Origin of the sequence: Marinobacter bryozoorum (genome assembly GCF_023156245.1) — a bacterium.
GTDB classification, from domain to species: Bacteria; Pseudomonadota; Gammaproteobacteria; order Pseudomonadales; family Oleiphilaceae; genus Marinobacter; species Marinobacter bryozoorum.
Genome location: NZ_JAKZAH010000002.1, coordinates 149,955 through 170,694, shown reverse-complemented (window position 1 = coordinate 170,694; position 20,740 = coordinate 149,955). Strand labels below are relative to the sequence as shown.

Sequence of the window (20,740 nt, the reverse complement as noted above, 5' to 3'; positions counted from 1 at the left end):
CACTCAGCGCTGCAGCTACGCGCTCCCACTGCTGTATAAACGTCCACTACCAGAAAAGTGGGTATCTGACGGCGGCATATCCGTTTTAATGGACACCATCACGCGGCCTCACCAGAGCGTTTGTTACCGGGCAGGCCGTCGGATGAGTTCGGGTAGATGTCGGGGCGCAGTTCGTGAGGGGTTACCGCCCATCCGCGAGCACGACAGAAAGGCAAGACCATGTCAGCAGGAACCCGACCACGGTTGCGCCAGTTAATAAGTCGCTGGATCGTAATGTTCAGCTCCCTGGATAGGGCCTGAGGTCCGCCAGCTTGTTCGATCTGCTTACTGAGAGTGTCCATGCTTAGAAGACTAAACTCGACGTGTAGTCAAGTCAACATGGCGTGCATTGCTAATGTTCGAAAAGATGTAAACAATCTGTGTATGGATACGATTCTTGAGCGAGTAGAAGAAAAACTTCGACGCCTAGGTTGGTCGTGGGCCGAGTTTGCTAGAAAACTCGATACCACAGATCAACGGGTGTACAACTGGCGTAAGCGCGGAATCCCTAAGAGTGAAGTGGTAAAGATTGCTGACGCCTTGGGCTGCTCTACCGACTGGCTGTTTACGGGGTCAGGCCCCGTTGATATTGAGGATTATCGGAGGCAAAAAGCAGAGCTCGAGCTAGGGGAGCAGAACTGGTCTAGAGAGAATCATGCCCTTTTAATCTTGGAGGAACTCCAAAGAGATGGAGAGGACATAGCCAAGTTAATTGGGGTTCCGGAGGAGGTTGCTCAGGCGATGCTTAGGGGCCACGAAAGCCTACCTGACAGCGTCTATTCGAGACTCCGCATCAAGCCCCCCACAAGAGCGGCTGCACGCGTACACAAAAGCAACCCTTTGTCCGACGAACTGGAATTCTTCGGGCGCATGGACGCCTGGGACAGCAACACCCCACTGGACGAGGATGAAGTTGAATTGCCCCTCTTCAGAGAAGTCGAGTTGGCTGCAGGCGCGGGCCAGACTCAGGTAGTAGAGAACCACGGCGCCAAACTCCGCTTTGCCAAGTCCACCCTGTCCAGGGCCAGTGTCCTGCCCGAGAACGCTGCCTGCGCCTTTGTGCGGGGAAACAGCATGGAACCCGTCATGCCGGACGGTACCTGTGTGGGCGTGAATACCGCTGACAAAACCATCCGCGACGGCGAGATCTACGCCCTGGACCACGACGGCATGCTGCGAGTGAAGTACCTGCACCGCCGGCCTGGTGGCGGCATCAAGATTGTCAGCCAGAACAGCAACGAGCACCCGGTGGAAGAGCTCACCGCCGACGAAATGGCCGCCAGCGTGCGGGTGATCGGGCGGGTTTTCTGGTGGTCCGTACTACGATAAAAGCAACAATAGGAGAAGTGCTGTGGCGCGGGAGAAGAAGCGCAAGTCTGTTCATTACAAAGTTGCAACTATTACCAACCAAACCCAGACGCTCCAGGAGATGCTGGCGCAGGCTCTTTCTGATCAGAGCGATGCTCATTTTGCGGCCAACCGGATGGAGAAGATCAATCCGGACAATGATTCAATCTGCAGGTTAGTAAATCACCACACCATTCATCAGGGGATGTTTTTTGGGCAATTGGTGCGATTCGAGTCCGGTCGTAGCCAGGTTCTCATGACTCTAGATGAGCAAGCTTCCGAGTATTCAATTGATACGATAACCAGCGATGCCGTGGCTGGAGAGGATGGGGAATCCGACGAAGAGAAGGTTCGCCGAAAAAAGGAATTCATTGATTCGATTCTTTATTTTGGCTGCCTAGACAATCACTTGGTGATCATGCAATCTCAGGCGCTTACGAGCCGGGAGCTCGAAGCACACTTGAGTTGGTTGCTCGGAACTCGATTGCAGATTATGGCCCGTAACTCTGCACTGATCCTCCAGGATAAAATCACCGAAGAAGTCCGGAAGAAAGTGGAACGGTCGCCTGTCAAAACGGTCAGTATAGGAACACCGGTCGAAACGCTAGAGCAGCAATCCGAGGGTACCGAAGAAAATAAAGACCAGGCTTCGAAAGGGGTCAAGTGGGTGCCAGCAGGCAAGGGAGCTGACATCCTCAGCGCCGCACTGGGATCCGATTGGGTTAATAAGCTGAAATTGCAGGATTCACTCGATGAGGCCAACTTGCAGGTACAGCTAAAGGTTACGTATTTGAGGAAGACCTCGAAAACGGGGCAGCAGATGTTAGATAATATCGCTTCCTCGATGAGACACTCCCATGATGATGACGTGGTTGTAGAGCTGAAGGGGGGAGGTAAGCTACTGGGCGGAGAGGTCCGATTAAACGGTCAACTAAATGTCCAGACGACGAATGGAATTGTTGATGAGACTGACCTATACCATCAGATGCATACGTGGCTGCTTTCTAAAATTGACGACGACGAGATCGAATACGTTGACCCAGATGGTGACGATTAGTGCGACCAAACAACACGGCTGGACCGTGATGGGCATGCTTGTTGTCATGGGTGCAGCTGCGGCTGGCGCTCTGCTATTTGCCTATGTGTTCCAAAGCATCGAGGCGCGCCAGGCGATTCCTTGGTATGTATGTACCTTGATGCTCATACCCGTCGGATTCGGTCTAACTGCGATCAATAAACTGAATGAGCTCCACGCAGACCGAGAAGGGATGACTCGGGATGAGAAACGTAGGCTGGAAGGGATTGTCGACGAAAAGCTCCGGCAGATTTACTTGGCAATATCATTTTATGTCTTGGCAGCCATAGTTTCGCTTGGTGTGGTTCTTATAGGTAAAGAAGTACCCGGCGCGCTAGCCTGGGGCGTTCCGGTTATCGGTGGTTTTTTGTTCATCTGCATTGTGAGTATCGGCTTCCTGCTGGCACAGATTGCAGAGGTATCGAAGTTCGTGGGCCACCTTAAAGATCGGAAAGATCGTAGAAAGCAGAAAAGGAAGTTGAGAGCGCGAACCGGAACGAAGCTAGCTGATCAAGCCCGCCACTGAGCGGGCTTTTTATTGTTTTCTCGATGCAGCGCCCCTGTCCGCATGAGCTACACTCAGTGTGCTCGAAAATTGTTAATTAGCGGGAGACCAAGATGAGCAATCTCGACCCGGAAACTCTCAGCATCACTGTGAAATGCCTGAAGTGTGGTGGAAAATTTCCTTCTCCGATCTTTATGAGCCCCAAAAGCACATTCGATTCTTCTGTTTTGGAGAATAACGTCGTTCAGTGCACTGTTTGTGGGCAGATGACTGGATGCGATAAAGAGAATTTCGTCGCCAGGTTCAAGGACGGAGGTTTCGTTGGGAACGATGCGCTATAAGTGAAGCACTTCAAACTCACAGCCCGCCACTGAGCGGGCTTTTTACTGTCTGGCCCTACGGAATTTACTCAAGTTCACAGTCTCCTCGCTCAAACTGTGCCAGCATTGTGAGATACCTACGGTTAAAGGGGCTGGAGGCATGCCCAGCCTGGCAGCAGGAGGCAGTGATGCGGCGTAGACCAAGAAGAAGAAAGGGCATCCGGAACGACTCGTTCGCGGATATGTGGGCTGAGATGAAGTCCAGCAAACCAAAGATGGCGTTCATGGTGCTCATGGCAGTGGGCATTGTTTTCGCGCTTGCCACCGATGGGCTGCCAAGCCTGCCGACCAGTAAGCCGATATCGATAACCTATGATGAGATGATGGACGAGATCTATCTGTCCGGGCTTACCACTGCGCAGGAGGACGCCAGAAAGGGCGATTTCGTGGGCAAGCGTGTGGCATGGTCTGGATACGTAGTGGACGCCAAGAAACAGGGCTGGAGCTACACCGTCCAGTTAAGCGAAGGAGATCACGCAGCGATGACAGACATCTTCCTTGAGGGCGTGGATAAAGCCCAGGCAGTATCCCTGTCGCACGGTGATCAGGTTCGCTTCGAAGGGAAAATCGATCGCTTCACTGACGGAATCCTCACCGGGTACGTCCACCTGACGAGCGTCACCATTCAGTAACCACTCACCAAGGCCCGCCATGTGCGGGCTTTTTGCTGTGTTCTGCCCAAGAAATTTACTCAAGTTCACAATTCTCGCCTTCAATCTCCGCCAGCTTTGTGAGAAATCTACGGACATAGTGATGTGGCCGGCGTCATGGCCCGGCCGATAACGGACTATTGACGGAGAGTTCCATGAAAAACCTTGCAGTGCTGTTGGTGATGTTTGCCTTCCCGGCGTGGGCTGGCGTTTATACCTGGACGGACGAAAACGGCGTGACCCACTTCGGCAGCCAGCCGCCACCCGCCACCGAGGCAGAAGAGGTCGAGATTCGGGAAAGCAGCCCTGGCAGCCCGATACAAACCAGCCCCAGCGTGTACGAAATGCAGCAGCGCCTGAACGAAGCGCAGCATGAGCGTGACCAGCAAAGAATGAAAAGGGTCCGCCAGCGGTACGACAGAGCCATCAAGGAGATAGAACAGAAACGCCCCGACTACATATGCCAGGGGGCAAAAAATCGCCTCAAATCGACAGAGGAGCGGTGGGAGTACAAGAAACGTCAGGGTTACTCAGTGAGCGAGCAGAACTATTACGAGCAACGCATCAAAGATCAGAAGCGGCACGTACAGAATATCTGCCGGTAAACCGCGAAGAAACCCTCCCCAGGCCCGCCACCGAGCGGGTCTTTTTTTGCCTGCCTGAACCTCAATCTAAACGTACTAAACAGAATGTGTTGACTTAACTAAACGTAGCGTTTACTCTTGGTTTCAAGGTTACAGATCAAGAGGCAACGGCATGGCACGCACAAAACTTTACTTCGAGCGGATGGAAGCCGAGCTGGCGGACCCGAACCTGCTGCCCAAGCGGCGCGGCCAGGTCATGGAGTGTGCGGCGGCCGGCATGCAGAGCAAGGAGATTGCCCGGGCCCTGGGTATCTCAGTGGACACGGTCAACTGGCACCTGGGCGAGCTGATGGACCAGTTCCACGCCGCCAGCCGGTTGGACCTGGTTTCCCAGGGGTGGATGCACGGCATCCTGAAGGCCCGGAAGGCCACCGTAGCCACTGCCTTCGTGCTGGCCATGTTCGCCAGCCTTCCCATGACCCGCACCCGGGTCAACCAAGTGAACACCACCCGCCCGGTCGCCAGCGTTATGCGTCTGGGTCGTTACGAAATCAGCGGCGTGTACGCCTGACAGAGGAGAACCACACCATGGCAACAATGACCATCGAAATGCCTGCCAATGTCACACAAGCGCAGATGATGCAGGCGCTGGACGCACTGGGCTGCGAGCTTCGGCTGGCCAGCGACGGCCGCAACTACAAGGCGATCCCCAAAGAGGGCGGGTTTAGCGGCAAAGACCGGCACCTGAAGCGCATTGCGCAGGCCCACCGGGAGGCGTGGGGTTACCAGGGCGGCTACGTGCTGCTGTTCAAGGGCGAGGTATGCGGCTGGAAGCAGGCACTGGACTTTCCGGAGGGGTGGGAGCCCGGAACGGTTGCCATCGACGAGGCAGGGCGGATCTGGATCGCCGCCGGCGGCAATGCCTATGACGGCGCCGAGCGATGGGACCCGACAGAGAGCGCAGCCAGAGTCGTCCGCCTGCCGGTCCGCCAGCCGACACCTCCGGGGGCGGCATGAACATAGTGGCCTGGGGCGTAGAGCACAACGGCATGGTGGTGGACGCCTACCCGACACAGACCGAGGCGCGGCTGATGTGCAAGCACCTCGACAAGGCCAGACCCGTGCCGCTGTGCCAGTACACACCCGTGACAAGTCACGCCGGGGACCTGTTCCAGGCACTCAGGGAGCTGGTCGGGCTGGCCAAGATGGGAGCGGCACCGCTGAGCACCTACAAAGCCGCCGTACAAGGCGGGGACCAACTGATCAAAGACGTGGAGCGACAGCATGGCGGACAGTAAGCGCGGCGAGATCGCCGAGCTGCACCAGGCGCTCTGCGAGATTGCAGAATTGAGCTGCGAGATCGATCACCAGAAGAACAGATTGCCGGAGCCCTACAGGCAGAGCTTCACCCGGGTGGTGGAATCCGCCCATGGGCACGTCAAAACCATCGCCGGCTATCACGGGTTGGCGGTGTACGCGGACCAGAAGGAAGAGCGCCATGAAAAACAAACTCACTGACCTGAACAACCACCTGTTCGCCCAACTGGAGCGGCTGAACGACGAGGACCTGACGGGCGACGAGCTGAAGGAAGAGATCGAGCGCAGCAAGGCCGTTACCGGTGTGAGCAAGGAGATCGTCTCTAACGCCAGGCTGGCCTTTGATGCCGAACAGTGGAAGCGGGAGCAGGGCCTGGCGAAAGGCCCGGCGATGCTGGAGCTTGGCGATGACCGCGCCTAAACCCTGGACGCCAGCAGCGGACCAGTGGCTGCGTGAGCTCTACCCGGACCATAACAACCGGGACATCGCTCACCTGATGGGCCGGACCTATTCGGCCATCAAAAACCGGAGCGTCATCCTGGGGCTCAAGAAGTCACCGGAGTACCTGGAGCGAGAGAAGCCTGGATGCTTCCGGAAAGGGCAGAAGGCCTGGAACAAGGGGAAAAGCTACATGCCCGGTGGTCGTGGTGCTGAGTTCCGATTCGGGCCTGGCCACAAGCCGCACACCTGGGTGCCTGTGGGTACCGAGTCAGTGGACAAAGACGGATACCTGAAGCGAAAGGTCAGCGCCGATCCGATGCTTCCGAGCCGTAAAAACTGGAAGTTCGTTCATGCCCTGAAATGGGAGGAGTACCACGGGCGCCCGGTACCAGAGGGCCACCTGGTCAGGATGAAGGACGGCGGAAAGCGCAATTTCTCCCGGGAGAACCTTGCCCTGGTCAGCAGGGCGGAGAACGCGATCATGAATCGATTCTTCGCCATGCAAAACCCGCCAGAGGGCGGCTTCGATGTGCTGCTTAACCTGGCCAGGATCAAGCTGGCCATGAGTAAGCGAGAGAAGGAGACGGCCTGATGGACCAATCAGCCGCCAGAACCATCCTCACCCTGAACGCCCAGCGCAATCGCCTGGAGGATGAGAAACGCCAGGCGCTGCTGGCCCAGGCTGAAATGGAGCACGAACTACGGATGCTCCGGCACATGCGGCAAGAGATTCTTTATTGTTTGTTGGAGCCCAGGAAGAACCGGAAAACAGAGCAGGGCGCCAGGCACACCGTTGCCAGAGTGGCCCGGATACTCCGGAACACGAACCAGAGGGAGGTCAAGCCATGCTGACTTACGACGCGGACAGAGCCACACGGCTCACCGGAACATCCGCCAGCGATTGTGACATCACCATGATGCGCAAGGTGGACCACTCGCCGCTGGAGGCGCTGGCCGAAGTGGCGAACGCCCTATACCACCTCAATGCCCAGGGGCTGGAGAAGAAGGCCCACCGGCAGGCCCTGATGAAGGCCGGTAGGGCAGCGCTGAAAAAGCTGGGGGAGGTGTGATGCACCAGCAAAGCATGTACTGCCTGTCCCAGGGCCACCCGCTGAACGCGGACCCGATGAAGCCCTGGCCGTGGAAGGTGGTGATCGGGTATCGGGCCCTGGGCAATCGAAAGCTGCTGGCCACCCGAAGCATCCACGTTCGGGCTGCCGGGCACCTGCAGGCCGAAGCAGCTGCAATCCGGGAAGCCAGGCGCATGCCGCCACTGGTGAGAAATGGGCAGAAGCTGGTCTGTTCCCGGATCGTCAGCAGCCGTCCGCTGGACCGACACGACGCGATAGGTGCATGACCATGGCCCTGACAGCAACCGAACGAAAGCGCCGCCAGCGAGAGCAGCAAAGGGCCCTCGGTATCCAGGTGTACCAGATGGAGCTCACCGAAGTTGAGCGGCACAAGGTGGCCAGAGGGGCGTCACGGCGGGGCTACCAGGACCAGACCGAATACCTGCTTTCCCTGGTCTATGCGGATCTGGAAAAGCCTGCAGACGTGGCCTGCACCTATCCGGGCTGTAACTGCCCGTTCGATAAGCCGGCAGGCGGGACCTGCTACAGGGGATACGAAGAGGAAGCGACACAATGAGCAATCTGATAACGCCAACACTGTGCATTTACCACGGCAACTGTGCCGATGGGTTCGGGGCGGCCTTCGTGGTTTGGCTCCGGTATGGCTACTACGTGAAGTACGTGGCGGCGAACTATGGCGAAGCCCCGCCCGACTGCGCCGGCCATGACGTTCTCCTGGTGGACTTTTCCTACAAGCCGCCGGAACTGGAGCTGATCCTGGAACAGGCGAAGTCCGTGACCATCCTGGACCACCACAAGACCGCCGAGGCCGACATTCAGCCCCTGCTGGATTCTGGGCGAATCCATGGCGAGTTCGACATGAACCGGTCCGGTGCCGCCCTGGCGTGGGACTGGTGCTATCCGGGCGAGGATCGCGCACGGCTGATCGAGTACATCCAGGACCGGGACCTGTGGCACTTTCACCTGGAGGGCACCCGGGAGATCGGATCGGTTCTTTTCTCCTATGAGCAGCAGTTCGATATCTGGCTGCGAATCATGAACGACCTCGAGGACGATGAAGCCCGCCAGCAGGTTATCCAGCAGGGCGAAGCACTGCAGCGCAAACACATGAAGGACGTCCGGGAAGCGGTGCGCCTGACGGGTCGGCTGATGAATATCTGTGGCTACACGGTACCGGTGGCCAACGTGCCGTACATTTTCGCGTCCGACGCCGGCAACCTCATGGCAAAAGGCCAGCCCTTCGCGGCTACCTACGTCGATACCGAATCAGGGCGGAAGTTCAGCCTGCGCTCGAAAGAGGACGGCATCGATGTCAGCGAGATCGCCAAGCGGTTTGGCGGCGGTGGTCATGCCCGGGCGGCAGGCTTCCAGGCGCCGATTGGATGGGAAGGCGGTGACCATATTGCTGACGCCAACAAAATGGTTCGGGGTAATGTTGCCCTCGCTGGCGATATCACTGACGAGGACGGCACCACTTTCCACAAGGCGCTACTGATCCAGTTTTCAACTGCCGACGATGTGCAGGCGGCCATCCAGTCCTGCCAGTGCCGGTTTACGGTGTTTGGGGGTGAGGCGTGAATTCGAATATGTCGTTTGAGGATGGATCCAAAGACCCCCTCTACGAACAGGCTGTCAGCTTGGTAGTTAAAAGGGGGAAACCGTCAGTTTCCCACGTCCAGCGAAAGCTCAAAGTAGGCTACAACCGTGCGTGGCGGATGGTAGAAGCAATGCAGGCGCAAGGCATCATCGACTTTGCAGGACCCGGCGGGAAGATCATTGATCAGGAGAAAAAACAGTGAACATCGAACTAAAACCAATCGCAGAATCCAAAATCCGCCAGCTGGGCGGCGATGTTTGCGGGGTGCTGGTGCGCAATGAGGCCGGGGCCTGGGTGGCTGTATCTGAGGGCGGGCGTGTTATGTGGCTGGATGGGTTTGAGGGGCAGGCAAGCAGTGTCCAGCCCGAACAGCCCAGCGCCGCGGTGGTGCCAGAGGCAAAAGAGATCATCGACCGAGTGGTCGAAGAGCTTGAAAACGGATTCGTTCGCTGTGAGCGGTGCGGTGACCAGGAGGACACTGCAACTCTGGACTGCATGAGCGACCTGAAGCGCCTTCAATCATTGCTCACCGTCACCCACCCCCGCAACGGCGAACAGGGCGGGGAGTGGCCGGCCATGCCTGATAAATTTTACGAAGGGCTTGGCTGGATGCACGCTGAATGTTGCGCCGCCTTGGATCGAGGTGAAGACCCCCGCGCCTTTGAGGTCGGGGATATGGTGAAGCGCTGCATTCATGACCTAACCCGCCCCCAGCCGCCCAAGTCGAAGGAGGGTGAATCGTGAAATCCCGAAAGGTAGCCATCAAAGTTCCAGAAGTCGCCTGTATAACCGTCACCGGACCTACTCAGTGCGGTAAATCCATCGTCATCGACCGCATCAAGAAGATGCTTGAGGCCGAGTTCGGTGCTGCCGTTATCAGCAAGGATTGGGAGAAGGAGCGCCAGCTTTCCAACATGGACGAGCTGGCTGACTGGGAGATCAATATGGTGGGTGACACCATCTGGTTCATTCAGGAGGATCGCGGCCATGCATGATTACTATGATCGGGTTATGGCTATGGACCCAGAGGATTCTAACGTGCTCCCGGAGAGTCAAAACGGTTTTGCCTACGCGCAGATAGAGGCAGCGCAGATAGCCAAGGATGCTGACGCTGAAATCACCCGACTCCAGGCCGAGAACGAGGCGCTGCGGGCCAGGGTGGCGGAGTTGCAAGCGCGTGAGGATGCCATGTGTGATCTGAGCTATGCCAATGGCGCAAAGCAGGGATTCAGCCTTGGCCAGTTGGACGACAACGCGGGACTGGAGCAAATCGTTGCCCCTCGTATGACGAATGGCGTTAAGCAGCTAAAACACCTACGCACCCAAGGCGCCGAACTTGAGCGCCAATCTGAGGGAGGGGAGTGATGGGAAATCACGTAATAGTCATGGATGGTGACCGCAATGTTATCGGTGAAATGAATAACTCGCTCGTCTGTTTTGCAGCTGCAAATAAGATTGTCGAAAAATATACGGGCGAACCACTCCCTGTGTTTGGGGACATGAACGCGGCACTCAACCGCGCATCTGAGCAGTGCCAGGATTATGAAGATATCCAGTTACTGCTATTCATCAATGACAAGTCAGCCTTCGATAGTGGCGATATCCCGAAGTTTGATGAAGCGATTGAGAAGTGGGATATCCCCCACGAAGGCCCTAAACGGCAGCTTGGGTTCATCCGGGACATGCTGAAGAAGCACGGCAAGATAATCACTGAATACAGCGGCGTCAGCACAGTGGCTATCGCCACCCACCCCACAGACTCCGGAGGCGATGATGCCTGACACACCCGAAACCATCTATCTAATCAAGGGCGAGGACGTGGACGGTGCGCCCTGCATGGTCTGGTGCGACGATCCAGCGCCATCCTATGCCTGTGATCCTGCTGAGGCGGTGAAGTACATCAGGGCTGACCATATCCGGGAGCGCCTGTTTCAAGGCTGGGCTGGCTGCACTGACCGCGCCTGCATTGTTACCGGACCCAGGTCAGGCATGGGCACGAACGGCGGATGCCACTGCGTAAAGAATGCCAGCCGGAGCCAGTTGAACCTACTGAGTCAGCGACTGATAGCGATGATGGGAGGCCGTAATGCCAAAACTTGACAACCTGGTAGCCCTTCACCACCAGATGACTGGAAGCTATGTGGTGGATGCGCCGCCACTGGTGACGAATCCGCTTGATTGGTGGGCGCTGAATTTGATTGAGGGGCTGCAGCGGGATCGTGAGCGGCTGATTGCAGCCCTGGAACAAACCACCAGCGAGCTGCTGGACGAGATCCGCGTCAAGTATTCCGAGGATGACCTGAAATACCCGTCCATGCAGCGCAGCTACCGGGCGGACATCGCGCAGGTAGAGAAAAACCACAAGCTGCTGAAGGAGCTGAGGTCATGACCCAGGCAGAACAGCTAACCCGCTTTGGCGAGGTGGCCATCTTCAACCACGGGAACGGATGGGTCTGCAAGTGCGAGACGTTTGTCACTGGCGAAGGGGTGAAGGTGGAAATCAAGTCAGACCACAGGCACCGGACCATCGAAGCTGCAATCCAGCAGTGTCTTGACCGGTGTATTGCGTGTATCGAAGACCTTAAGAGCAAGGCGCCGACGCTGGAGGCAATCCGATGAACCAGGCAGAGCTATTCCCGCCATCGGTCAAGGAATCCTTGATAGCTCAGGTTCCGACGCATTATCTGGAGCAGGAGGGGATGCGGATCGTCAGGAAGCCGGTTCTGGTGTGGCTGGTTGACGCCATCGTTGAAGCCCTGGCCGATGGGCCCGTGCTGGCCAGGCATATGATGGGCCTGGTTCCAAATGCGCCAAACGCATCTACCCTCGCCAGGCACATGGGGCTGGCCATTGACCTTGGCCTGGTGCGGATAGATTACCGGTTTAATGAGCCGAGAGACGCCGGGCGCAGTGATCCGGCAGTTGTTGAGTTGGTGGAGGTGTAGCGTGAAACCACTGGATTTTCAGCCACGAATCATCCGGGCCGGTTCAGCGTATCGGTATTGCGGAATGGGGCGCGAAACTTTTAACGAGCAAATACGCCCGTATGTCAGGGAGATACCGATTGGCCAGCAGGGCATCGGCTTTGACCGGCTTGAACTGGACGCCGCACTGGATGAGTATATTGCCCGGCGAGGGCAGGCTCCGGCCCAAAAATGGAGTGATTCAACATGGCAAAGAAAGGCAACGGACTCATCCTTCGGGGTGGCGTCTGGCACATCGAAAAGAGACTTAACGGACGGAGGATTCGAGAAAGCACTGGATCGACTGACCGGGTAGAGGCCGAGCAATATCTGGTCAGGAGGTTGGAAGAGATCCGCCAGGCTTCGGTTTATGGTGTCAGGCCAAGCCGAATCTGGCGGGAGGCTGCTCTCCGGTATGCCCGGGAGTACGCGCACAAGCGCAGTATAAAGCGTGACGTCCAGGATCTAAAGGCACTGGATCCATACATCGGGAAACTACCGATCAACCAGGTGCACGCCGGAACCCTGCAGGGCTTCATCGATGCCAGAAGGAAAGAAGGCGTGAAGTCGGGGACCGTGAACCGGTCACTGGCCGTGGCCCGGCGGATACTGAGATTGTGCGCTGAACTGTGGCGGGACGAGCACGGCATGACCTGGCTGGAAACCGCGCCCATGGTCCCGGACGTGGACTGGCGAGACAGCCGTGCCCCGTCGCCCATTACCTGGGCAGAGCAGGGCAGGCTATTTCAGGAGCTGCCCGAACACTTGCGGGACATGGCAGAATTCGCCGTGCATACCGGGTGCCGGGAAAGCGAGATCTGCGCCCTGCAATGGGAGTGGGAAGTGGTCCTGCCGGACAACGGCTTCGGCTTCATTCTGCCCGCCAGCGTGACGAAGAACGGAACCGACCGGCTGGTAGTGCTGAACACAACGGCGAGAGCTGTGGTGAACCGCCAGCGGGGGAAGCACGAGGACCGGGTCTTCACCTTCCATGGCCGGCCGGTGGCCTCCATCTTCAACAACGGGTGGCGGAAGGCCCGGAAGAAAGCGGGATTGTCACACGTCCGGGGTCATGATCTCAGGCACACGTTTGGCCGCCGGCTTCGAGCCGCGGGGATCACGGAAGAAGCCCGGGCGGAGTTACTCGGTCACAAACGGGGATCGGTCACCACTCACTACTCGACGGCGGAGGTTGCCGAGCTGGTGAACGCGGTGGAGAAGATCGCTGAAAAACGTGGTGCAGATTCGGATGGTGTAGCGGTGGTGAAATTGCGCCCTGTCCGCAAAATGCCCACAGAGGCAAAAAAAAGGGTCACGACGTAAGCCGCAACCCTTTGAGAATACTGGTAGCAAGGGGCGGAGTCGAACCGCCGACCCCAGCATTATGAGTGCTGTGCTCTAACCAACTGAGCTACCTTGCCATTTCGTCGGGATTTACGTCCCAAACGAGGCGCGTATTTTCAGTATTCGGGGGGTATCTGTCAAGGCTTACCCCCGGATTTTTTTCAGCGGTTACACATTGAAGCGGAAATGGATAACGTCGCCGTCCTGGACGATGTACTCCTTGCCTTCCAGGCGCCACTTGCCAGCGTCCTTGGCGCCCTGTTCGCCGTTGTACTGCACGAAGTCGTCATAGGCCACAACTTCGGCCCGGATAAAGCCTCGCTCGAAGTCCGTGTGGATTACAGCAGCCGCCTGGGGTGCAGTGGCGCCGATGCGAACGGTCCAGGCGCGTACTTCCTTCACGCCAGCGGTAAAGTAGGTTTGCAGCCCCAGCAGCTTGTAGCCGGCGCGGATGACACGGTCCAGGCCGGGTTCTTCCATGCCCATCTCGTCCAGGAACATGGACTTCTCGTCGTCTTCCAGCTCGGCGATCTCGGCTTCGATCTTGTTGCATATGGGCACCACCACGGCGTTCTCCTCAGCGGCGATGGCCATGACCTTGTCCAGGTGCGGGTTGTTCTCGAAGCCGTCTTCGCTGACGTTGGCGATGTACATGGTGGGCTTGACCGTCAGCAGGCAAAGCTCGCGAACCAGGGCCATCTGGTCGCTGTCCAGGTTCATGCTGCGAACCGGCTTGCCTTCGTTCAGCACCGGCAGCAGCTGCTCGAACATATCCAGTTGCGCCTTGGCAGTCTTGTCGCCGCTCTTGGCAACCCGCTGCACGCGCTTGATGGCCTTCTCCACCGTATCCAGGTCAGCCAGGGCCAATTCGGTATTGATGATCTCGATGTCGGCCGCCGGATCAATCTTGTTGGCTACGTGGATGACGTTCTCATCCTCGAAACAGCGCACCACGTGCGCAATGGCATCGGTCTGGCGGATGTTGGCAAGGAACTGGTTGCCCAGGCCTTCACCCTTCGACGCACCTTCCACCAGGCCTGCAATGTCCACGAACTCCATGGTCGTGGGGATTGTTTTCTGGGGGTTTACAATCTCGGCCAGCTTGTTCAGGCGCGGGTCCGGCATCGGTACCACGCCGGCATTGGGCTCGATGGTGCAGAAGGGGAAGTTCTCGGCGCCGATTTCCGCCTTGGTGAGTGCGTTGAACAGGGTGGATTTGCCGACGTTGGGCAGGCCGACAATGCCGCAATTGAATCCCATGTGTGCCTCTGCTGATCGTAAAGGGGCCGTCTGATGATTTGCCATGGCAGGCAGGGACGGGCACCCGGAAATTTGCGCGAATTATACCGGTGTACAGGTACAGGTGCGAGTAAGGGGTTATTTCGGCCGGGTAGTGATTCAGGGAGCCGGCTTGAAACTGTGCAGCCGGTTCATGGCCGCTGGCAGTTTGCCGCTGGCTGCATCCGGCAGTACACGGAGTATCTCGTCAATGACCGCGTTGAGCTGTTCGGTTTCCTGCTTGCCCAGCCGGCCCAGCACATATCCTGTGACCTTGCGGCTGTCGCCGGGGTGACCGATGCCGATGCGTAGTCGCTGGAAGTCCCTGGTGCCCAGGTGGGCGATGGTGTCACGCAGACCGTTGTGGCCGCCATGACCTCCGCCTTTCTTCAGCTTGGCGGTGCCGGGGGGTAGGTCGAGTTCGTCGTGGGCGACGAGGATCTGTTCCGGGGCGATCTTGAAGAAGTCCGCCAGTGCCTTGATGGACAGGCCGCTGCGGTTCATGAAGGTGGTGGGGTTTAACAGGTGCAGGTCCAGGCCCTGCCACTGAATCCGGCTGTAAAGGCCGTGGTATTTCTTTTCGGGGCGGAGCGTCTGGCCCGCTTCACGGGCCAGCGCTTCGACGAACAGGGCGCCGGCGTTATGGCGGGTATGCTCGTAGTCGGCCCCGGGGTTACCAAGGCCCACCACCATGACGATATCCTGTGCCATATACGTCTGCTCCCTGGCGTCTCGCAGCTGGTTAACGCATCAACCAGGCGGGACTGCGGACAGGGATTACTCCTTGTCTTCGCCTTCTTCCTCTCCGCCTTCTTCGGCGTTGTCATCCACCTTGGCGCCACGAGGCAGGTGAACAGAAACCACCGCCTGGTCGTAGTCTTCGCCATGCTGCAGGGCAGCGGAGCGAACGCCTTTCGGCATCTTCAGGTCGCTCAGGTGCAGGGTCTGATCCATTTCCAGGTCCATCACGTCAATTTCGATGAACTCGGGCAGGTCCTGGGGCAGACAGATGACTTCCACTTCGTTCAGCTGGTGGGTAATAACGCCACCCTGCAGCTTGACGACCGGAGCCTGGTCTTCGTTCAGGAAGTGCAGCGGTACGTTGACGTGGATCTCGTGGTCCTTGTCGACGCGCTGGAAGTCAGCGTGGGTCAGGATCGGCTTGTACGGGTGACGCTGCAGATCCTTCAGGATAACGCTTTCTTTCTTGCCCTGAATGTCGATGGTCAGGATGTGGGAGAAGAAGGCCTCGTTTTCCAGGTCTTTCTTCAGTTCGTTGTGCCAGATAGAGACAGGCGTAGCTTCCTTGTTGCCACCATAGATGATGGCAGGAATCTTACGCTCCTCGCGACGCAGGCGGCGGCTCGCACCTTTCCCCTGGTCATCGCGAGGAAATGCTTCAATCACGAAATCCTTCTTGGACATGGTCATTACCTCGTTCGATCATCCACCGGGCCCGCGACCAGGCTTGCGATGGTGATGTCAGTGAATGCCGGTTTTTGTGCCGGCGCTTAAAACAGAACTGGAGCACCGTGGTGACGGGGCTCCAGTTCCGGATGCTTCAGAGTCTGTTCTCTGCGTGCCTGAGGGGGACTTCGGTTCAGGCGTTCTCGAACATGGCGCTGATGGACTCTTCGTTGCTTACGCGGCGAATGGACTCCGCGAGCAGCCCGGCCATTCCGAGGGGGCGGATTCTATCACAATTCTTCGCCTTGTCACCCAGTGGAATGGTGTCACATACCACCAGTTCGTCCAGTTGCGACGCATTGATGTTATCAATGGCGGGTCCGGAGAGCACCGGGTGGGTGATATAGGCGATAACCTTTGAGGCGCCATGCTCTTTAAGGGCGTTGGCCGCCTTGCAAAGGGTACCGGCGGTATCGACGATGTCGTCCACCAGGATACAGGTCTTGTCTTTTACGTCGCCGATAATGTGCATGACCTGGGAAACATTGGCCTTGGGCCGGCGCTTGTCGATAATGGCCAGGTCGGCATCGTCCAGGCGCTTGGCCACGGCGCGGGCGCGAACCACGCCACCCACGTCGGGGGATACCACGATAAAGTTCTCGAAGCGCTGCTTCTCGATGTCCTCGAGCATCACCGGTGTGGCGTAGATGTTGTCCACCGGAATGTCGAAGAACCCCTGAATCTGGTCCGCGTGCAGGTCTACAGTCAGAACCCGGTCTACCCCGATGGAGGAGATCATGTCCGCCACTACCTTGGCACTGATGGCTACCCGTGTAGAGCGTACCCGACGATCCTGGCGCGCGTACCCGTAGTAGGGAATAACGGCGGTGATACGCGTGGCGGAAGCGCGGCGCAGGGCGTCGGCCATCACGATCAGTTCCATCAGGTTGTCGTTGGTGGGGTAGCAGGTGGGCTGGATAATAAAGACGTCGTGACCGCGGACGTTCTCGTTGATCTCAACGGTGGTCTCACCGTCACTGAAGCGGCCTACGGTCGCCTGTCCCATGGGGATATGAAGTTTCTGGGCAATAGCCTTGGCCAGTTCCGGGTTGGCATTGCCGGCGAAAATCATCAACTTGGACACGACGGTATCCTTCTGTGATTCAGCTTTGGATTCAGAGGAAGAGGAAGAAAGGTGGCTGGGGTGGCAGGACTCGAACCTGCGCATGACGGGATCAAAACCCGTTGCCTTACCACTTGGCGACACCCCAGTATCGTGCTGCTTTCTCGGCATCATTTAAGCTCTGTCAGCTTTGTGTGAAGTGGTGAATAGTTCACCCCTCTAGCTACGAACCCCTTGATGCCGGTGGGTCTTTTTGCCCAGACTTTCAGGGCTTCTGCTTCTGTGGGGAAGCGTCCAAAGATGCAAGCCCCTGTTCCGGTTAACCTTGCGGGTCCGAATTTGCTCAGCCAGTCCAGGCTGTTTCTTACCTCTGGATACAGTCGCTTGACTACATCCTCGCAATCGTTTCGGTACCCTGAGGCGTCTCCCTCAAAAGCGGGCGCTATTGTGATTCGGGGGGTGTTTCTTGTCAACCCTCGATCTGAAAAAATTTCAGCGGTGCTGATTTCAACCGGTGGTTTAACAACAATAAACCAGTCTTCAGGCGGGCTCGCGGGGGTCAGTTTTTCGCCCACGCCTTCCCCCAGGGCGGCCCGGCCGCGCACAAATACCGGCACATCGGCGCCAAGGGCGAGGCCCAGCTCCGCCAGTTCGTCTTCTGACAGCCCGGTCTGCCAAAGGTAGTTGAGGCCTGCCAGTGTGGTGGCGGCATTGGAGCTGCCGCCGCCGAGACCGCCCCCCATGGGGAGTTTTTTGTCCAGGAGGATGTCAGCCCCCAGGGTAGTCCCGGATGCTTGCTGGAGGCTCCGGGCGGCCCGGACAACCAGGTTCTGCTCTGGCGGTACGCCCTCCAGCCCAGGCGTCAGGGTAATCATGCCATCTTCTCTAAGCTTAAAGGTGAGACTGTCACCATAGTCCAGGAACTGAAACAGGGTCTGCAGTTCGTGGTAGCCATCAGCGCGGCGCCCGGTGATATGCAGGAACAGGTTAAGCTTGGCAGGAGAAGGCAGTGTGATTGCCCTGGGGGTGCCCGCTGTCATGTCAGTCGGCCCCGTCAGGCTGCCAGGAGGACACCACCAGTCGCACCAGCTTCTGGTCCTTGCGTGCTGTCAGGCGAGCCGGCAGGTCCGGCCGGTCATCCATGAATGCACGCCAACGCTCATAGCGGATGGTCCAGCCTTTCTGTTGTAACTGGGCGAGTTGACCGTCCTGGTTAAAGGCCAGGCGGAATTCACCTTCCGGCGCGGGCAGCCCCCGGACCCACCACACCAGCGCTTCAATGGGCAACTCCCAGCCGGTGGCGGCATAGATCAACCCCTGGGGATCCGATGAGGCGTAGGTTTCGCCATCAGGCAGTTCCAGCTCGATAAACCCCGGGGAGCCTTCGAGGCGGGTGCTGCCCATGCCCAGGAAGCTGGAGGACAGGGCAAGCTCATAGTGCTCGTTGTCCTGGGTCCAGCGATTGATGACTGCAGAGCCGCTCTCGCCAGGCTGGCGAACGGCGAGCTTGCCGGTCAATACCCAGTGACTGAAGTTCTGCAGCGTGCGCTGCCGCTCGGCCCAGTCGGCAGGTGGTTGCTCACTGAATCCCGCAGGCAGGGGTTCCTGCTCAAGGGTTGCGCAGGCGCCCAGGGTGAGGGCCAGTGTCAGTATGGCAAGTGGTTTGATGAGTACGCGATCCAGGATGCTCACAGGTCATCTACACCCAGTCGTTGCAGGGTCTCCTGCAAAAGTTCGTGTTCCGGGTCGTCGTCCGCGGCCCGTTCCCAGACTACCCGGGCCTGGGCCCGCTGGCCGAGAGACCAGAGTACTTCACCGTAGTGGGCCGCGATTTCCGGGTCCGGATAGATTTCGTAAGCCTGGTGAAGGTAGTCCAGCGCGCCCTCCTTGTCCCCCTGGCGATACAGGACCCAGCCCATGCTATCCAGTACAGCAGGGTTGCCGGGGTCCAGGGCCAGGGCTTGTTCTATATAACCCTGCGCCTCTTCCAGTTGCTCGGAGTGGATCGTCATCACGTAGCCGAGGGCGTTGAGGGCTGTAGGGTTATCCGGTTTCAGTTCTATCATTGTGCGCAGGTCGGCCAGGGCCTGGTCGATCTGGTCCAGGTGTTCATGGATCATTGACCGTGCGTAGAGCAGGCTCTGATCTTCCGGGTGTGCTTCCAGGGCCTCGGTAGCCGTGGCCAGGGCCTGGTCGTGCAGGTTATGGCCCTGCAGCAGGTTTACCTCGAGCAGCCACAGGGTTGCTGCGTCGTCAGGGTTGGCTTCGCGTACTCCACGCAACTGCTCGAGGGCCGAGTCCAGGTCACCCGCCCTTGCCCTTAATTCTGCAGCCCGGCTCAGGGCAGGGTGGTAGTGGCTGCCTTCGCTAACCTGGTCGTACCAGGTAATGGCCTGGTCCGGGTGGCCCTGTTTCTCGGCAATCTGCCCCATGTAATAGTGGGCCTGGCTGGTTTGCTGGCCAATGGCGATCAGATGGCGGAGGTCCTGGCGTGCCAGCGCCAGCTCATCGTTCTCGATAGCCACCAGCGCCCGGGACAGGCGCAGGCCGTGCTCACCGGGGAACTGTTCCACCAGGCGGCTGAACTCGTCCTGGGCGGCGCGCATTTCTTCCTCGCTGACCAGGATACGGGCATAGAGTGTACCCAGCTGCCGGCTTTCCGGGTAACGACGGGAGTTGGTCTGCAGGTGCTGCAGGGCCTCGCGCGTGCGTCCGAGTTCATAAAGCAGCTCTCCCTGGAGCACGAGCGCAGGCTGGAACTCGCTTTGCTTTTGCTCCATCAGGGGGCGTAATGTTTCCAGCGCGGTTTCCGGGGAACCGGTCAGGTTCTGCAGCAGGGCGGTGCTGTAACGGATTTCCGCATTGTCCGGGTGCCGGTCCTGTAGTTCGCCGAACAGTCGCCCCAGTTCACGCTGCTGATCCTGGGGCAATCTTGGTGTCATGGCCGCCAGGCCGTCAAAGTCAGCATCACCCCCCATCTGAAGAATCTGCTCCAGGTGGTTTAGGGTAGCTCCAAGGTCGCCATCCCGCAGGGCCTGGATGGCTGCTGCCCGGCGCGCTTCCTCGTTCTTGGGGGCTACGTCGATCCAGGTTTCAGTGAGGGTGCGTACGGCGCTCTGGCTGTTAAGGGATTCGGCAATCAGCAGTGCCCGTCTGATCACGCCGGTATCACCGGACTGTACTGCCGCCTCGACGTAATTGGCCAGGGTGACATCGTAACGGCCCCGTTGCGCCGCTATCTCCCCCGTCAGGAGAAGGTAGAGTTCTTCCGGACGGAATTCCCGTTCGGTTAAGGGTGCCTCTGCACCCGGCGGCTCTGTGGCTGATGCTGGCTCCTGATGTTCTGCCGGGCCTGGTTCAGGGTCGCGGGCGTCCATGCTGGCGCAGCCGGTGAAGGCGAGAAGACTGATAGCGAGATACAGGGCTTTTCTTGGCATTGGGCTTCCTGGGGTAAAGGGCAAGGCCGTCGACAGGCTATGATGGCACAAGGCCGGGACGGGCCCAAGTCGCCCGTTAACACCCGGCTATTATGGCTTCGGATTGTCCGTACAGAGTGGTGTTATCAGCGGTATACCTCCATTGGCGGGTGGCAGACCGG

At 58.3% G+C, this 20,740-nt stretch carries 35 protein-coding genes, 2 tRNA genes and 1 pseudogene; 28 read left to right on the top strand and 10 right to left on the bottom strand.

The window, feature by feature from the left end; genetic code table 11:
- Positions 1–98: 98 nt before the first annotated feature.
- Positions 99–341, bottom strand: a complete 243-nt coding sequence (locus MLC59_RS01985) for a transcriptional regulator (protein WP_248230403.1) — start codon at positions 339–341, stop codon at positions 99–101.
- Here MLC59_RS01985 and MLC59_RS20105 point away from each other — a divergent pair.
- The 28 genes and pseudogenes from MLC59_RS20105 to MLC59_RS01850 form a co-directional block, all read left to right on the top strand.
- Positions 340–591, top strand: a pseudogene (locus MLC59_RS20105) (helix-turn-helix domain-containing protein); the annotation flags it as partial. The gene MLC59_RS01985 and the pseudogene MLC59_RS20105 sit on opposite strands and share 2 nt — an antisense overlap.
- 288 nt (positions 592–879) lie before the next feature.
- Positions 880–1,368 (top strand): S24 family peptidase, encoded by a 489-nt coding sequence (locus MLC59_RS01980; RefSeq protein ID WP_248230402.1) that lies wholly within the window; start codon positions 880–882, stop codon positions 1,366–1,368.
- Positions 1,369–1,390: 22 nt separating this feature from the next.
- Entirely contained in the window at positions 1,391–2,443 is a 1,053-nt protein-coding gene (locus tag MLC59_RS01975) for a hypothetical protein (RefSeq protein ID WP_248230400.1), read from the top strand.
- A complete protein-coding gene (locus MLC59_RS01970; RefSeq protein WP_248230398.1) occupies positions 2,421–2,987 on the top strand; it encodes a hypothetical protein in 567 nt (188 codons plus the stop codon). The genes MLC59_RS01975 and MLC59_RS01970 overlap by 23 nt, the downstream gene beginning before the upstream one ends.
- A gap of 92 nt (positions 2,988–3,079) precedes the next feature.
- Positions 3,080–3,307, top strand: coding sequence for a hypothetical protein (locus MLC59_RS01965; protein ID WP_248230396.1), 228 nt, complete (start codon positions 3,080–3,082; stop codon positions 3,305–3,307).
- 233 nt (positions 3,308–3,540) lie between these two features.
- On the top strand, positions 3,541–3,978 hold the full coding sequence (locus MLC59_RS01960; RefSeq protein ID WP_248230394.1) for a hypothetical protein: 438 nt from the start codon (positions 3,541–3,543) through the stop codon (positions 3,976–3,978).
- Between the two features lie 173 nt (positions 3,979–4,151).
- A complete protein-coding gene (locus MLC59_RS01955) occupies positions 4,152–4,601 on the top strand; it encodes a DUF4124 domain-containing protein (protein WP_248230392.1) in 450 nt (149 codons plus the stop codon).
- A gap of 151 nt (positions 4,602–4,752) precedes the next feature.
- Positions 4,753–5,151, top strand: coding sequence for a helix-turn-helix domain-containing protein (locus tag MLC59_RS01950; RefSeq protein ID WP_248230390.1), 399 nt, complete (start codon positions 4,753–4,755; stop codon positions 5,149–5,151).
- 17 nt (positions 5,152–5,168) lie between these two features.
- Positions 5,169–5,597: a hypothetical protein gene (locus tag MLC59_RS01945; protein WP_248230389.1), complete on the top strand. Its 429-nt coding sequence runs from the start codon at positions 5,169–5,171 to the stop codon at positions 5,595–5,597.
- A complete protein-coding gene (locus tag MLC59_RS01940) occupies positions 5,594–5,878 on the top strand; it encodes a hypothetical protein (protein WP_248230388.1) in 285 nt (94 codons plus the stop codon). Before MLC59_RS01945 ends, MLC59_RS01940 begins: the two co-directional genes overlap by 4 nt.
- Entirely contained in the window at positions 5,865–6,098 is a 234-nt protein-coding gene (locus MLC59_RS01935) for a hypothetical protein (protein ID WP_248230383.1), read from the top strand. Before MLC59_RS01940 ends, MLC59_RS01935 begins: the two co-directional genes overlap by 14 nt.
- A complete protein-coding gene (locus tag MLC59_RS01930) occupies positions 6,079–6,318 on the top strand; it encodes a hypothetical protein (protein ID WP_248230381.1) in 240 nt (79 codons plus the stop codon). The genes MLC59_RS01935 and MLC59_RS01930 overlap by 20 nt, the downstream gene beginning before the upstream one ends.
- Positions 6,305–6,931, top strand: a complete 627-nt coding sequence (locus MLC59_RS01925; protein WP_248230379.1) for an HNH endonuclease signature motif containing protein — start codon at positions 6,305–6,307, stop codon at positions 6,929–6,931. The genes MLC59_RS01930 and MLC59_RS01925 overlap by 14 nt, the downstream gene beginning before the upstream one ends.
- The gene (locus tag MLC59_RS01920) at positions 6,931–7,191 is read left to right on the top strand and encodes a hypothetical protein (protein WP_248230377.1); all 261 of its coding nucleotides are present in this window, start codon (positions 6,931–6,933) and stop codon (positions 7,189–7,191) included. Before MLC59_RS01925 ends, MLC59_RS01920 begins: the two co-directional genes overlap by 1 nt.
- Positions 7,185–7,409 (top strand): hypothetical protein, encoded by a 225-nt coding sequence (locus tag MLC59_RS01915; RefSeq protein WP_248230376.1) that lies wholly within the window; start codon positions 7,185–7,187, stop codon positions 7,407–7,409. Before MLC59_RS01920 ends, MLC59_RS01915 begins: the two co-directional genes overlap by 7 nt.
- On the top strand, positions 7,409–7,696 hold the full coding sequence (locus MLC59_RS01910) for a hypothetical protein (RefSeq protein WP_248230375.1): 288 nt from the start codon (positions 7,409–7,411) through the stop codon (positions 7,694–7,696). The genes MLC59_RS01915 and MLC59_RS01910 overlap by 1 nt, the downstream gene beginning before the upstream one ends.
- A gap of 2 nt (positions 7,697–7,698) precedes the next feature.
- Positions 7,699–7,986, top strand: coding sequence for a hypothetical protein (locus MLC59_RS01905; RefSeq protein WP_248230373.1), 288 nt, complete (start codon positions 7,699–7,701; stop codon positions 7,984–7,986).
- Positions 7,983–9,008: a DHHA1 domain-containing protein gene (locus tag MLC59_RS01900; RefSeq protein ID WP_248230371.1), complete on the top strand. Its 1,026-nt coding sequence runs from the start codon at positions 7,983–7,985 to the stop codon at positions 9,006–9,008. Before MLC59_RS01905 ends, MLC59_RS01900 begins: the two co-directional genes overlap by 4 nt.
- Positions 9,009–9,016: 8 nt before the next feature.
- On the top strand, positions 9,017–9,229 hold the full coding sequence (locus MLC59_RS01895) for a DNA translocase FtsK (protein ID WP_248230369.1): 213 nt from the start codon (positions 9,017–9,019) through the stop codon (positions 9,227–9,229).
- A complete protein-coding gene (locus MLC59_RS01890; RefSeq protein ID WP_248230367.1) occupies positions 9,226–9,771 on the top strand; it encodes a hypothetical protein in 546 nt (181 codons plus the stop codon). The genes MLC59_RS01895 and MLC59_RS01890 overlap by 4 nt, the downstream gene beginning before the upstream one ends.
- Positions 9,768–10,022 (top strand): hypothetical protein, encoded by a 255-nt coding sequence (locus tag MLC59_RS01885; protein WP_248230365.1) that lies wholly within the window; start codon positions 9,768–9,770, stop codon positions 10,020–10,022. Before MLC59_RS01890 ends, MLC59_RS01885 begins: the two co-directional genes overlap by 4 nt.
- The gene (locus MLC59_RS01880) at positions 10,015–10,392 is read left to right on the top strand and encodes a hypothetical protein (RefSeq protein ID WP_248230359.1); all 378 of its coding nucleotides are present in this window, start codon (positions 10,015–10,017) and stop codon (positions 10,390–10,392) included. Before MLC59_RS01885 ends, MLC59_RS01880 begins: the two co-directional genes overlap by 8 nt.
- On the top strand, positions 10,392–10,808 hold the full coding sequence (locus MLC59_RS01875) for a hypothetical protein (protein ID WP_248230356.1): 417 nt from the start codon (positions 10,392–10,394) through the stop codon (positions 10,806–10,808). The genes MLC59_RS01880 and MLC59_RS01875 overlap by 1 nt, the downstream gene beginning before the upstream one ends.
- On the top strand, positions 10,801–11,127 hold the full coding sequence (locus MLC59_RS01870; RefSeq protein WP_248230354.1) for a hypothetical protein: 327 nt from the start codon (positions 10,801–10,803) through the stop codon (positions 11,125–11,127). Before MLC59_RS01875 ends, MLC59_RS01870 begins: the two co-directional genes overlap by 8 nt.
- Entirely contained in the window at positions 11,114–11,416 is a 303-nt protein-coding gene (locus MLC59_RS01865) for a hypothetical protein (protein ID WP_248230353.1), read from the top strand. Before MLC59_RS01870 ends, MLC59_RS01865 begins: the two co-directional genes overlap by 14 nt.
- Positions 11,413–11,646 (top strand): hypothetical protein, encoded by a 234-nt coding sequence (locus MLC59_RS01860; RefSeq protein ID WP_248230352.1) that lies wholly within the window; start codon positions 11,413–11,415, stop codon positions 11,644–11,646. The genes MLC59_RS01865 and MLC59_RS01860 overlap by 4 nt, the downstream gene beginning before the upstream one ends.
- A gap of 80 nt (positions 11,647–11,726) precedes the next feature.
- Positions 11,727–11,972 carry a hypothetical protein gene (locus tag MLC59_RS01855; RefSeq protein ID WP_248230351.1) on the top strand — a complete coding sequence of 82 codons (246 nt, stop codon included), beginning with the start codon at positions 11,727–11,729 and terminating at the stop codon, positions 11,970–11,972.
- Between the two features lie 225 nt (positions 11,973–12,197).
- On the top strand, positions 12,198–13,313 hold the full coding sequence (locus MLC59_RS01850; RefSeq protein WP_248230349.1) for a tyrosine-type recombinase/integrase: 1,116 nt from the start codon (positions 12,198–12,200) through the stop codon (positions 13,311–13,313).
- A 21-nt stretch (positions 13,314–13,334) separates the two neighbouring features.
- On the opposite strand, the gene MLC59_RS01845 is transcribed toward MLC59_RS01850, so the two are convergent.
- The 9 genes from MLC59_RS01845 to MLC59_RS01805 form a co-directional block, all read right to left on the bottom strand.
- Positions 13,335–13,411: transfer RNA gene (locus tag MLC59_RS01845), tRNA-Met, on the bottom strand.
- Positions 13,412–13,502: 91 nt separating this feature from the next.
- Positions 13,503–14,594 carry a redox-regulated ATPase YchF gene (gene ychF / locus MLC59_RS01840; RefSeq protein ID WP_248230347.1) on the bottom strand — a complete coding sequence of 364 codons (1,092 nt, stop codon included), beginning with the start codon at positions 14,592–14,594 and terminating at the stop codon, positions 13,503–13,505.
- 138 nt (positions 14,595–14,732) lie between these two features.
- Positions 14,733–15,323 carry an aminoacyl-tRNA hydrolase gene (gene pth, locus MLC59_RS01835; RefSeq protein WP_248230345.1) on the bottom strand — a complete coding sequence of 197 codons (591 nt, stop codon included), beginning with the start codon at positions 15,321–15,323 and terminating at the stop codon, positions 14,733–14,735.
- A gap of 66 nt (positions 15,324–15,389) precedes the next feature.
- Complete coding sequence (locus MLC59_RS01830; protein WP_248230343.1) at positions 15,390–16,037, bottom strand: 50S ribosomal protein L25/general stress protein Ctc; 648 nt, start codon at positions 16,035–16,037, stop codon at positions 15,390–15,392.
- A gap of 175 nt (positions 16,038–16,212) precedes the next feature.
- Positions 16,213–17,163: a ribose-phosphate diphosphokinase gene (locus MLC59_RS01825; protein ID WP_248230341.1), complete on the bottom strand. Its 951-nt coding sequence runs from the start codon at positions 17,161–17,163 to the stop codon at positions 16,213–16,215.
- A gap of 52 nt (positions 17,164–17,215) precedes the next feature.
- Positions 17,216–17,290, bottom strand: a tRNA-Gln gene (locus tag MLC59_RS01820).
- 22 nt (positions 17,291–17,312) lie between these two features.
- Positions 17,313–18,182, bottom strand: coding sequence for a 4-(cytidine 5'-diphospho)-2-C-methyl-D-erythritol kinase (gene ispE, locus MLC59_RS01815; protein WP_248230339.1), 870 nt, complete (start codon positions 18,180–18,182; stop codon positions 17,313–17,315).
- 1 nt (position 18,183) lies between these two features.
- Complete coding sequence (gene lolB, locus MLC59_RS01810) at positions 18,184–18,834, bottom strand: lipoprotein insertase outer membrane protein LolB (RefSeq protein WP_427901687.1); 651 nt, start codon at positions 18,832–18,834, stop codon at positions 18,184–18,186.
- Positions 18,831–20,579, bottom strand: coding sequence for a tetratricopeptide repeat protein (locus tag MLC59_RS01805; protein WP_248230338.1), 1,749 nt, complete (start codon positions 20,577–20,579; stop codon positions 18,831–18,833). The genes lolB and MLC59_RS01805 overlap by 4 nt, the downstream gene beginning before the upstream one ends.
- Positions 20,580–20,740 lie beyond the last annotated feature (161 nt).

What these genes read in the sequence shown, in the direction of transcription:
- MLC59_RS01985 (WP_248230403.1), bottom strand. Translation starts at nt 341, where the DNA reads ATGGACACTCTCAGTAAGCAGATCGAACAAGCTGGCGGACCTCAGGCC.
- MLC59_RS01965 (WP_248230396.1), top strand. Translation starts at nt 3,080, where the DNA reads ATGAGCAATCTCGACCCGGAAACTCTCAGCATCACTGTGAAATGCCTG.
- MLC59_RS01960 (WP_248230394.1), top strand. Translation starts at nt 3,541, where the DNA reads ATGAAGTCCAGCAAACCAAAGATGGCGTTCATGGTGCTCATGGCAGTG.
- MLC59_RS01955 (WP_248230392.1), top strand. Translation starts at nt 4,152, where the DNA reads ATGAAAAACCTTGCAGTGCTGTTGGTGATGTTTGCCTTCCCGGCGTGG.
- MLC59_RS01950 (WP_248230390.1), top strand. Translation starts at nt 4,753, where the DNA reads ATGGCACGCACAAAACTTTACTTCGAGCGGATGGAAGCCGAGCTGGCG.
- MLC59_RS01945 (WP_248230389.1), top strand. Translation starts at nt 5,169, where the DNA reads ATGGCAACAATGACCATCGAAATGCCTGCCAATGTCACACAAGCGCAG.
- MLC59_RS01940 (WP_248230388.1), top strand. Translation starts at nt 5,594, where the DNA reads ATGAACATAGTGGCCTGGGGCGTAGAGCACAACGGCATGGTGGTGGAC.
- MLC59_RS01935 (WP_248230383.1), top strand. Translation starts at nt 5,865, where the DNA reads ATGGCGGACAGTAAGCGCGGCGAGATCGCCGAGCTGCACCAGGCGCTC.
- MLC59_RS01930 (WP_248230381.1), top strand. Translation starts at nt 6,079, where the DNA reads ATGAAAAACAAACTCACTGACCTGAACAACCACCTGTTCGCCCAACTG.
- MLC59_RS01925 (WP_248230379.1), top strand. Translation starts at nt 6,305, where the DNA reads ATGACCGCGCCTAAACCCTGGACGCCAGCAGCGGACCAGTGGCTGCGT.
- MLC59_RS01920 (WP_248230377.1), top strand. Translation starts at nt 6,931, where the DNA reads ATGGACCAATCAGCCGCCAGAACCATCCTCACCCTGAACGCCCAGCGC.
- MLC59_RS01915 (WP_248230376.1), top strand. Translation starts at nt 7,185, where the DNA reads ATGCTGACTTACGACGCGGACAGAGCCACACGGCTCACCGGAACATCC.
- MLC59_RS01910 (WP_248230375.1), top strand. Translation starts at nt 7,409, where the DNA reads ATGCACCAGCAAAGCATGTACTGCCTGTCCCAGGGCCACCCGCTGAAC.
- MLC59_RS01905 (WP_248230373.1), top strand. Translation starts at nt 7,699, where the DNA reads ATGGCCCTGACAGCAACCGAACGAAAGCGCCGCCAGCGAGAGCAGCAA.
- MLC59_RS01900 (WP_248230371.1), top strand. Translation starts at nt 7,983, where the DNA reads ATGAGCAATCTGATAACGCCAACACTGTGCATTTACCACGGCAACTGT.
- MLC59_RS01895 (WP_248230369.1), top strand. Translation starts at nt 9,017, where the DNA reads ATGTCGTTTGAGGATGGATCCAAAGACCCCCTCTACGAACAGGCTGTC.
- MLC59_RS01880 (WP_248230359.1), top strand. Translation starts at nt 10,015, where the DNA reads ATGCATGATTACTATGATCGGGTTATGGCTATGGACCCAGAGGATTCT.
- MLC59_RS01875 (WP_248230356.1), top strand. Translation starts at nt 10,392, where the DNA reads ATGGGAAATCACGTAATAGTCATGGATGGTGACCGCAATGTTATCGGT.
- MLC59_RS01870 (WP_248230354.1), top strand. Translation starts at nt 10,801, where the DNA reads ATGCCTGACACACCCGAAACCATCTATCTAATCAAGGGCGAGGACGTG.
- MLC59_RS01865 (WP_248230353.1), top strand. Translation starts at nt 11,114, where the DNA reads ATGCCAAAACTTGACAACCTGGTAGCCCTTCACCACCAGATGACTGGA.
- MLC59_RS01860 (WP_248230352.1), top strand. Translation starts at nt 11,413, where the DNA reads ATGACCCAGGCAGAACAGCTAACCCGCTTTGGCGAGGTGGCCATCTTC.
- MLC59_RS01855 (WP_248230351.1), top strand. Translation starts at nt 11,727, where the DNA reads ATGCGGATCGTCAGGAAGCCGGTTCTGGTGTGGCTGGTTGACGCCATC.
- MLC59_RS01850 (WP_248230349.1), top strand. Translation starts at nt 12,198, where the DNA reads ATGGCAAAGAAAGGCAACGGACTCATCCTTCGGGGTGGCGTCTGGCAC.
- ychF (WP_248230347.1), bottom strand. Translation starts at nt 14,594, where the DNA reads ATGGGATTCAATTGCGGCATTGTCGGCCTGCCCAACGTCGGCAAATCC.
- pth (WP_248230345.1), bottom strand. Translation starts at nt 15,323, where the DNA reads ATGGCACAGGATATCGTCATGGTGGTGGGCCTTGGTAACCCCGGGGCC.
- MLC59_RS01830 (WP_248230343.1), bottom strand. Translation starts at nt 16,037, where the DNA reads ATGTCCAAGAAGGATTTCGTGATTGAAGCATTTCCTCGCGATGACCAG.
- ispE (WP_248230339.1), bottom strand. Translation starts at nt 18,182, where the DNA reads ATGACAGCGGGCACCCCCAGGGCAATCACACTGCCTTCTCCTGCCAAG.
- MLC59_RS01805 (WP_248230338.1), bottom strand. Translation starts at nt 20,579, where the DNA reads ATGCCAAGAAAAGCCCTGTATCTCGCTATCAGTCTTCTCGCCTTCACC.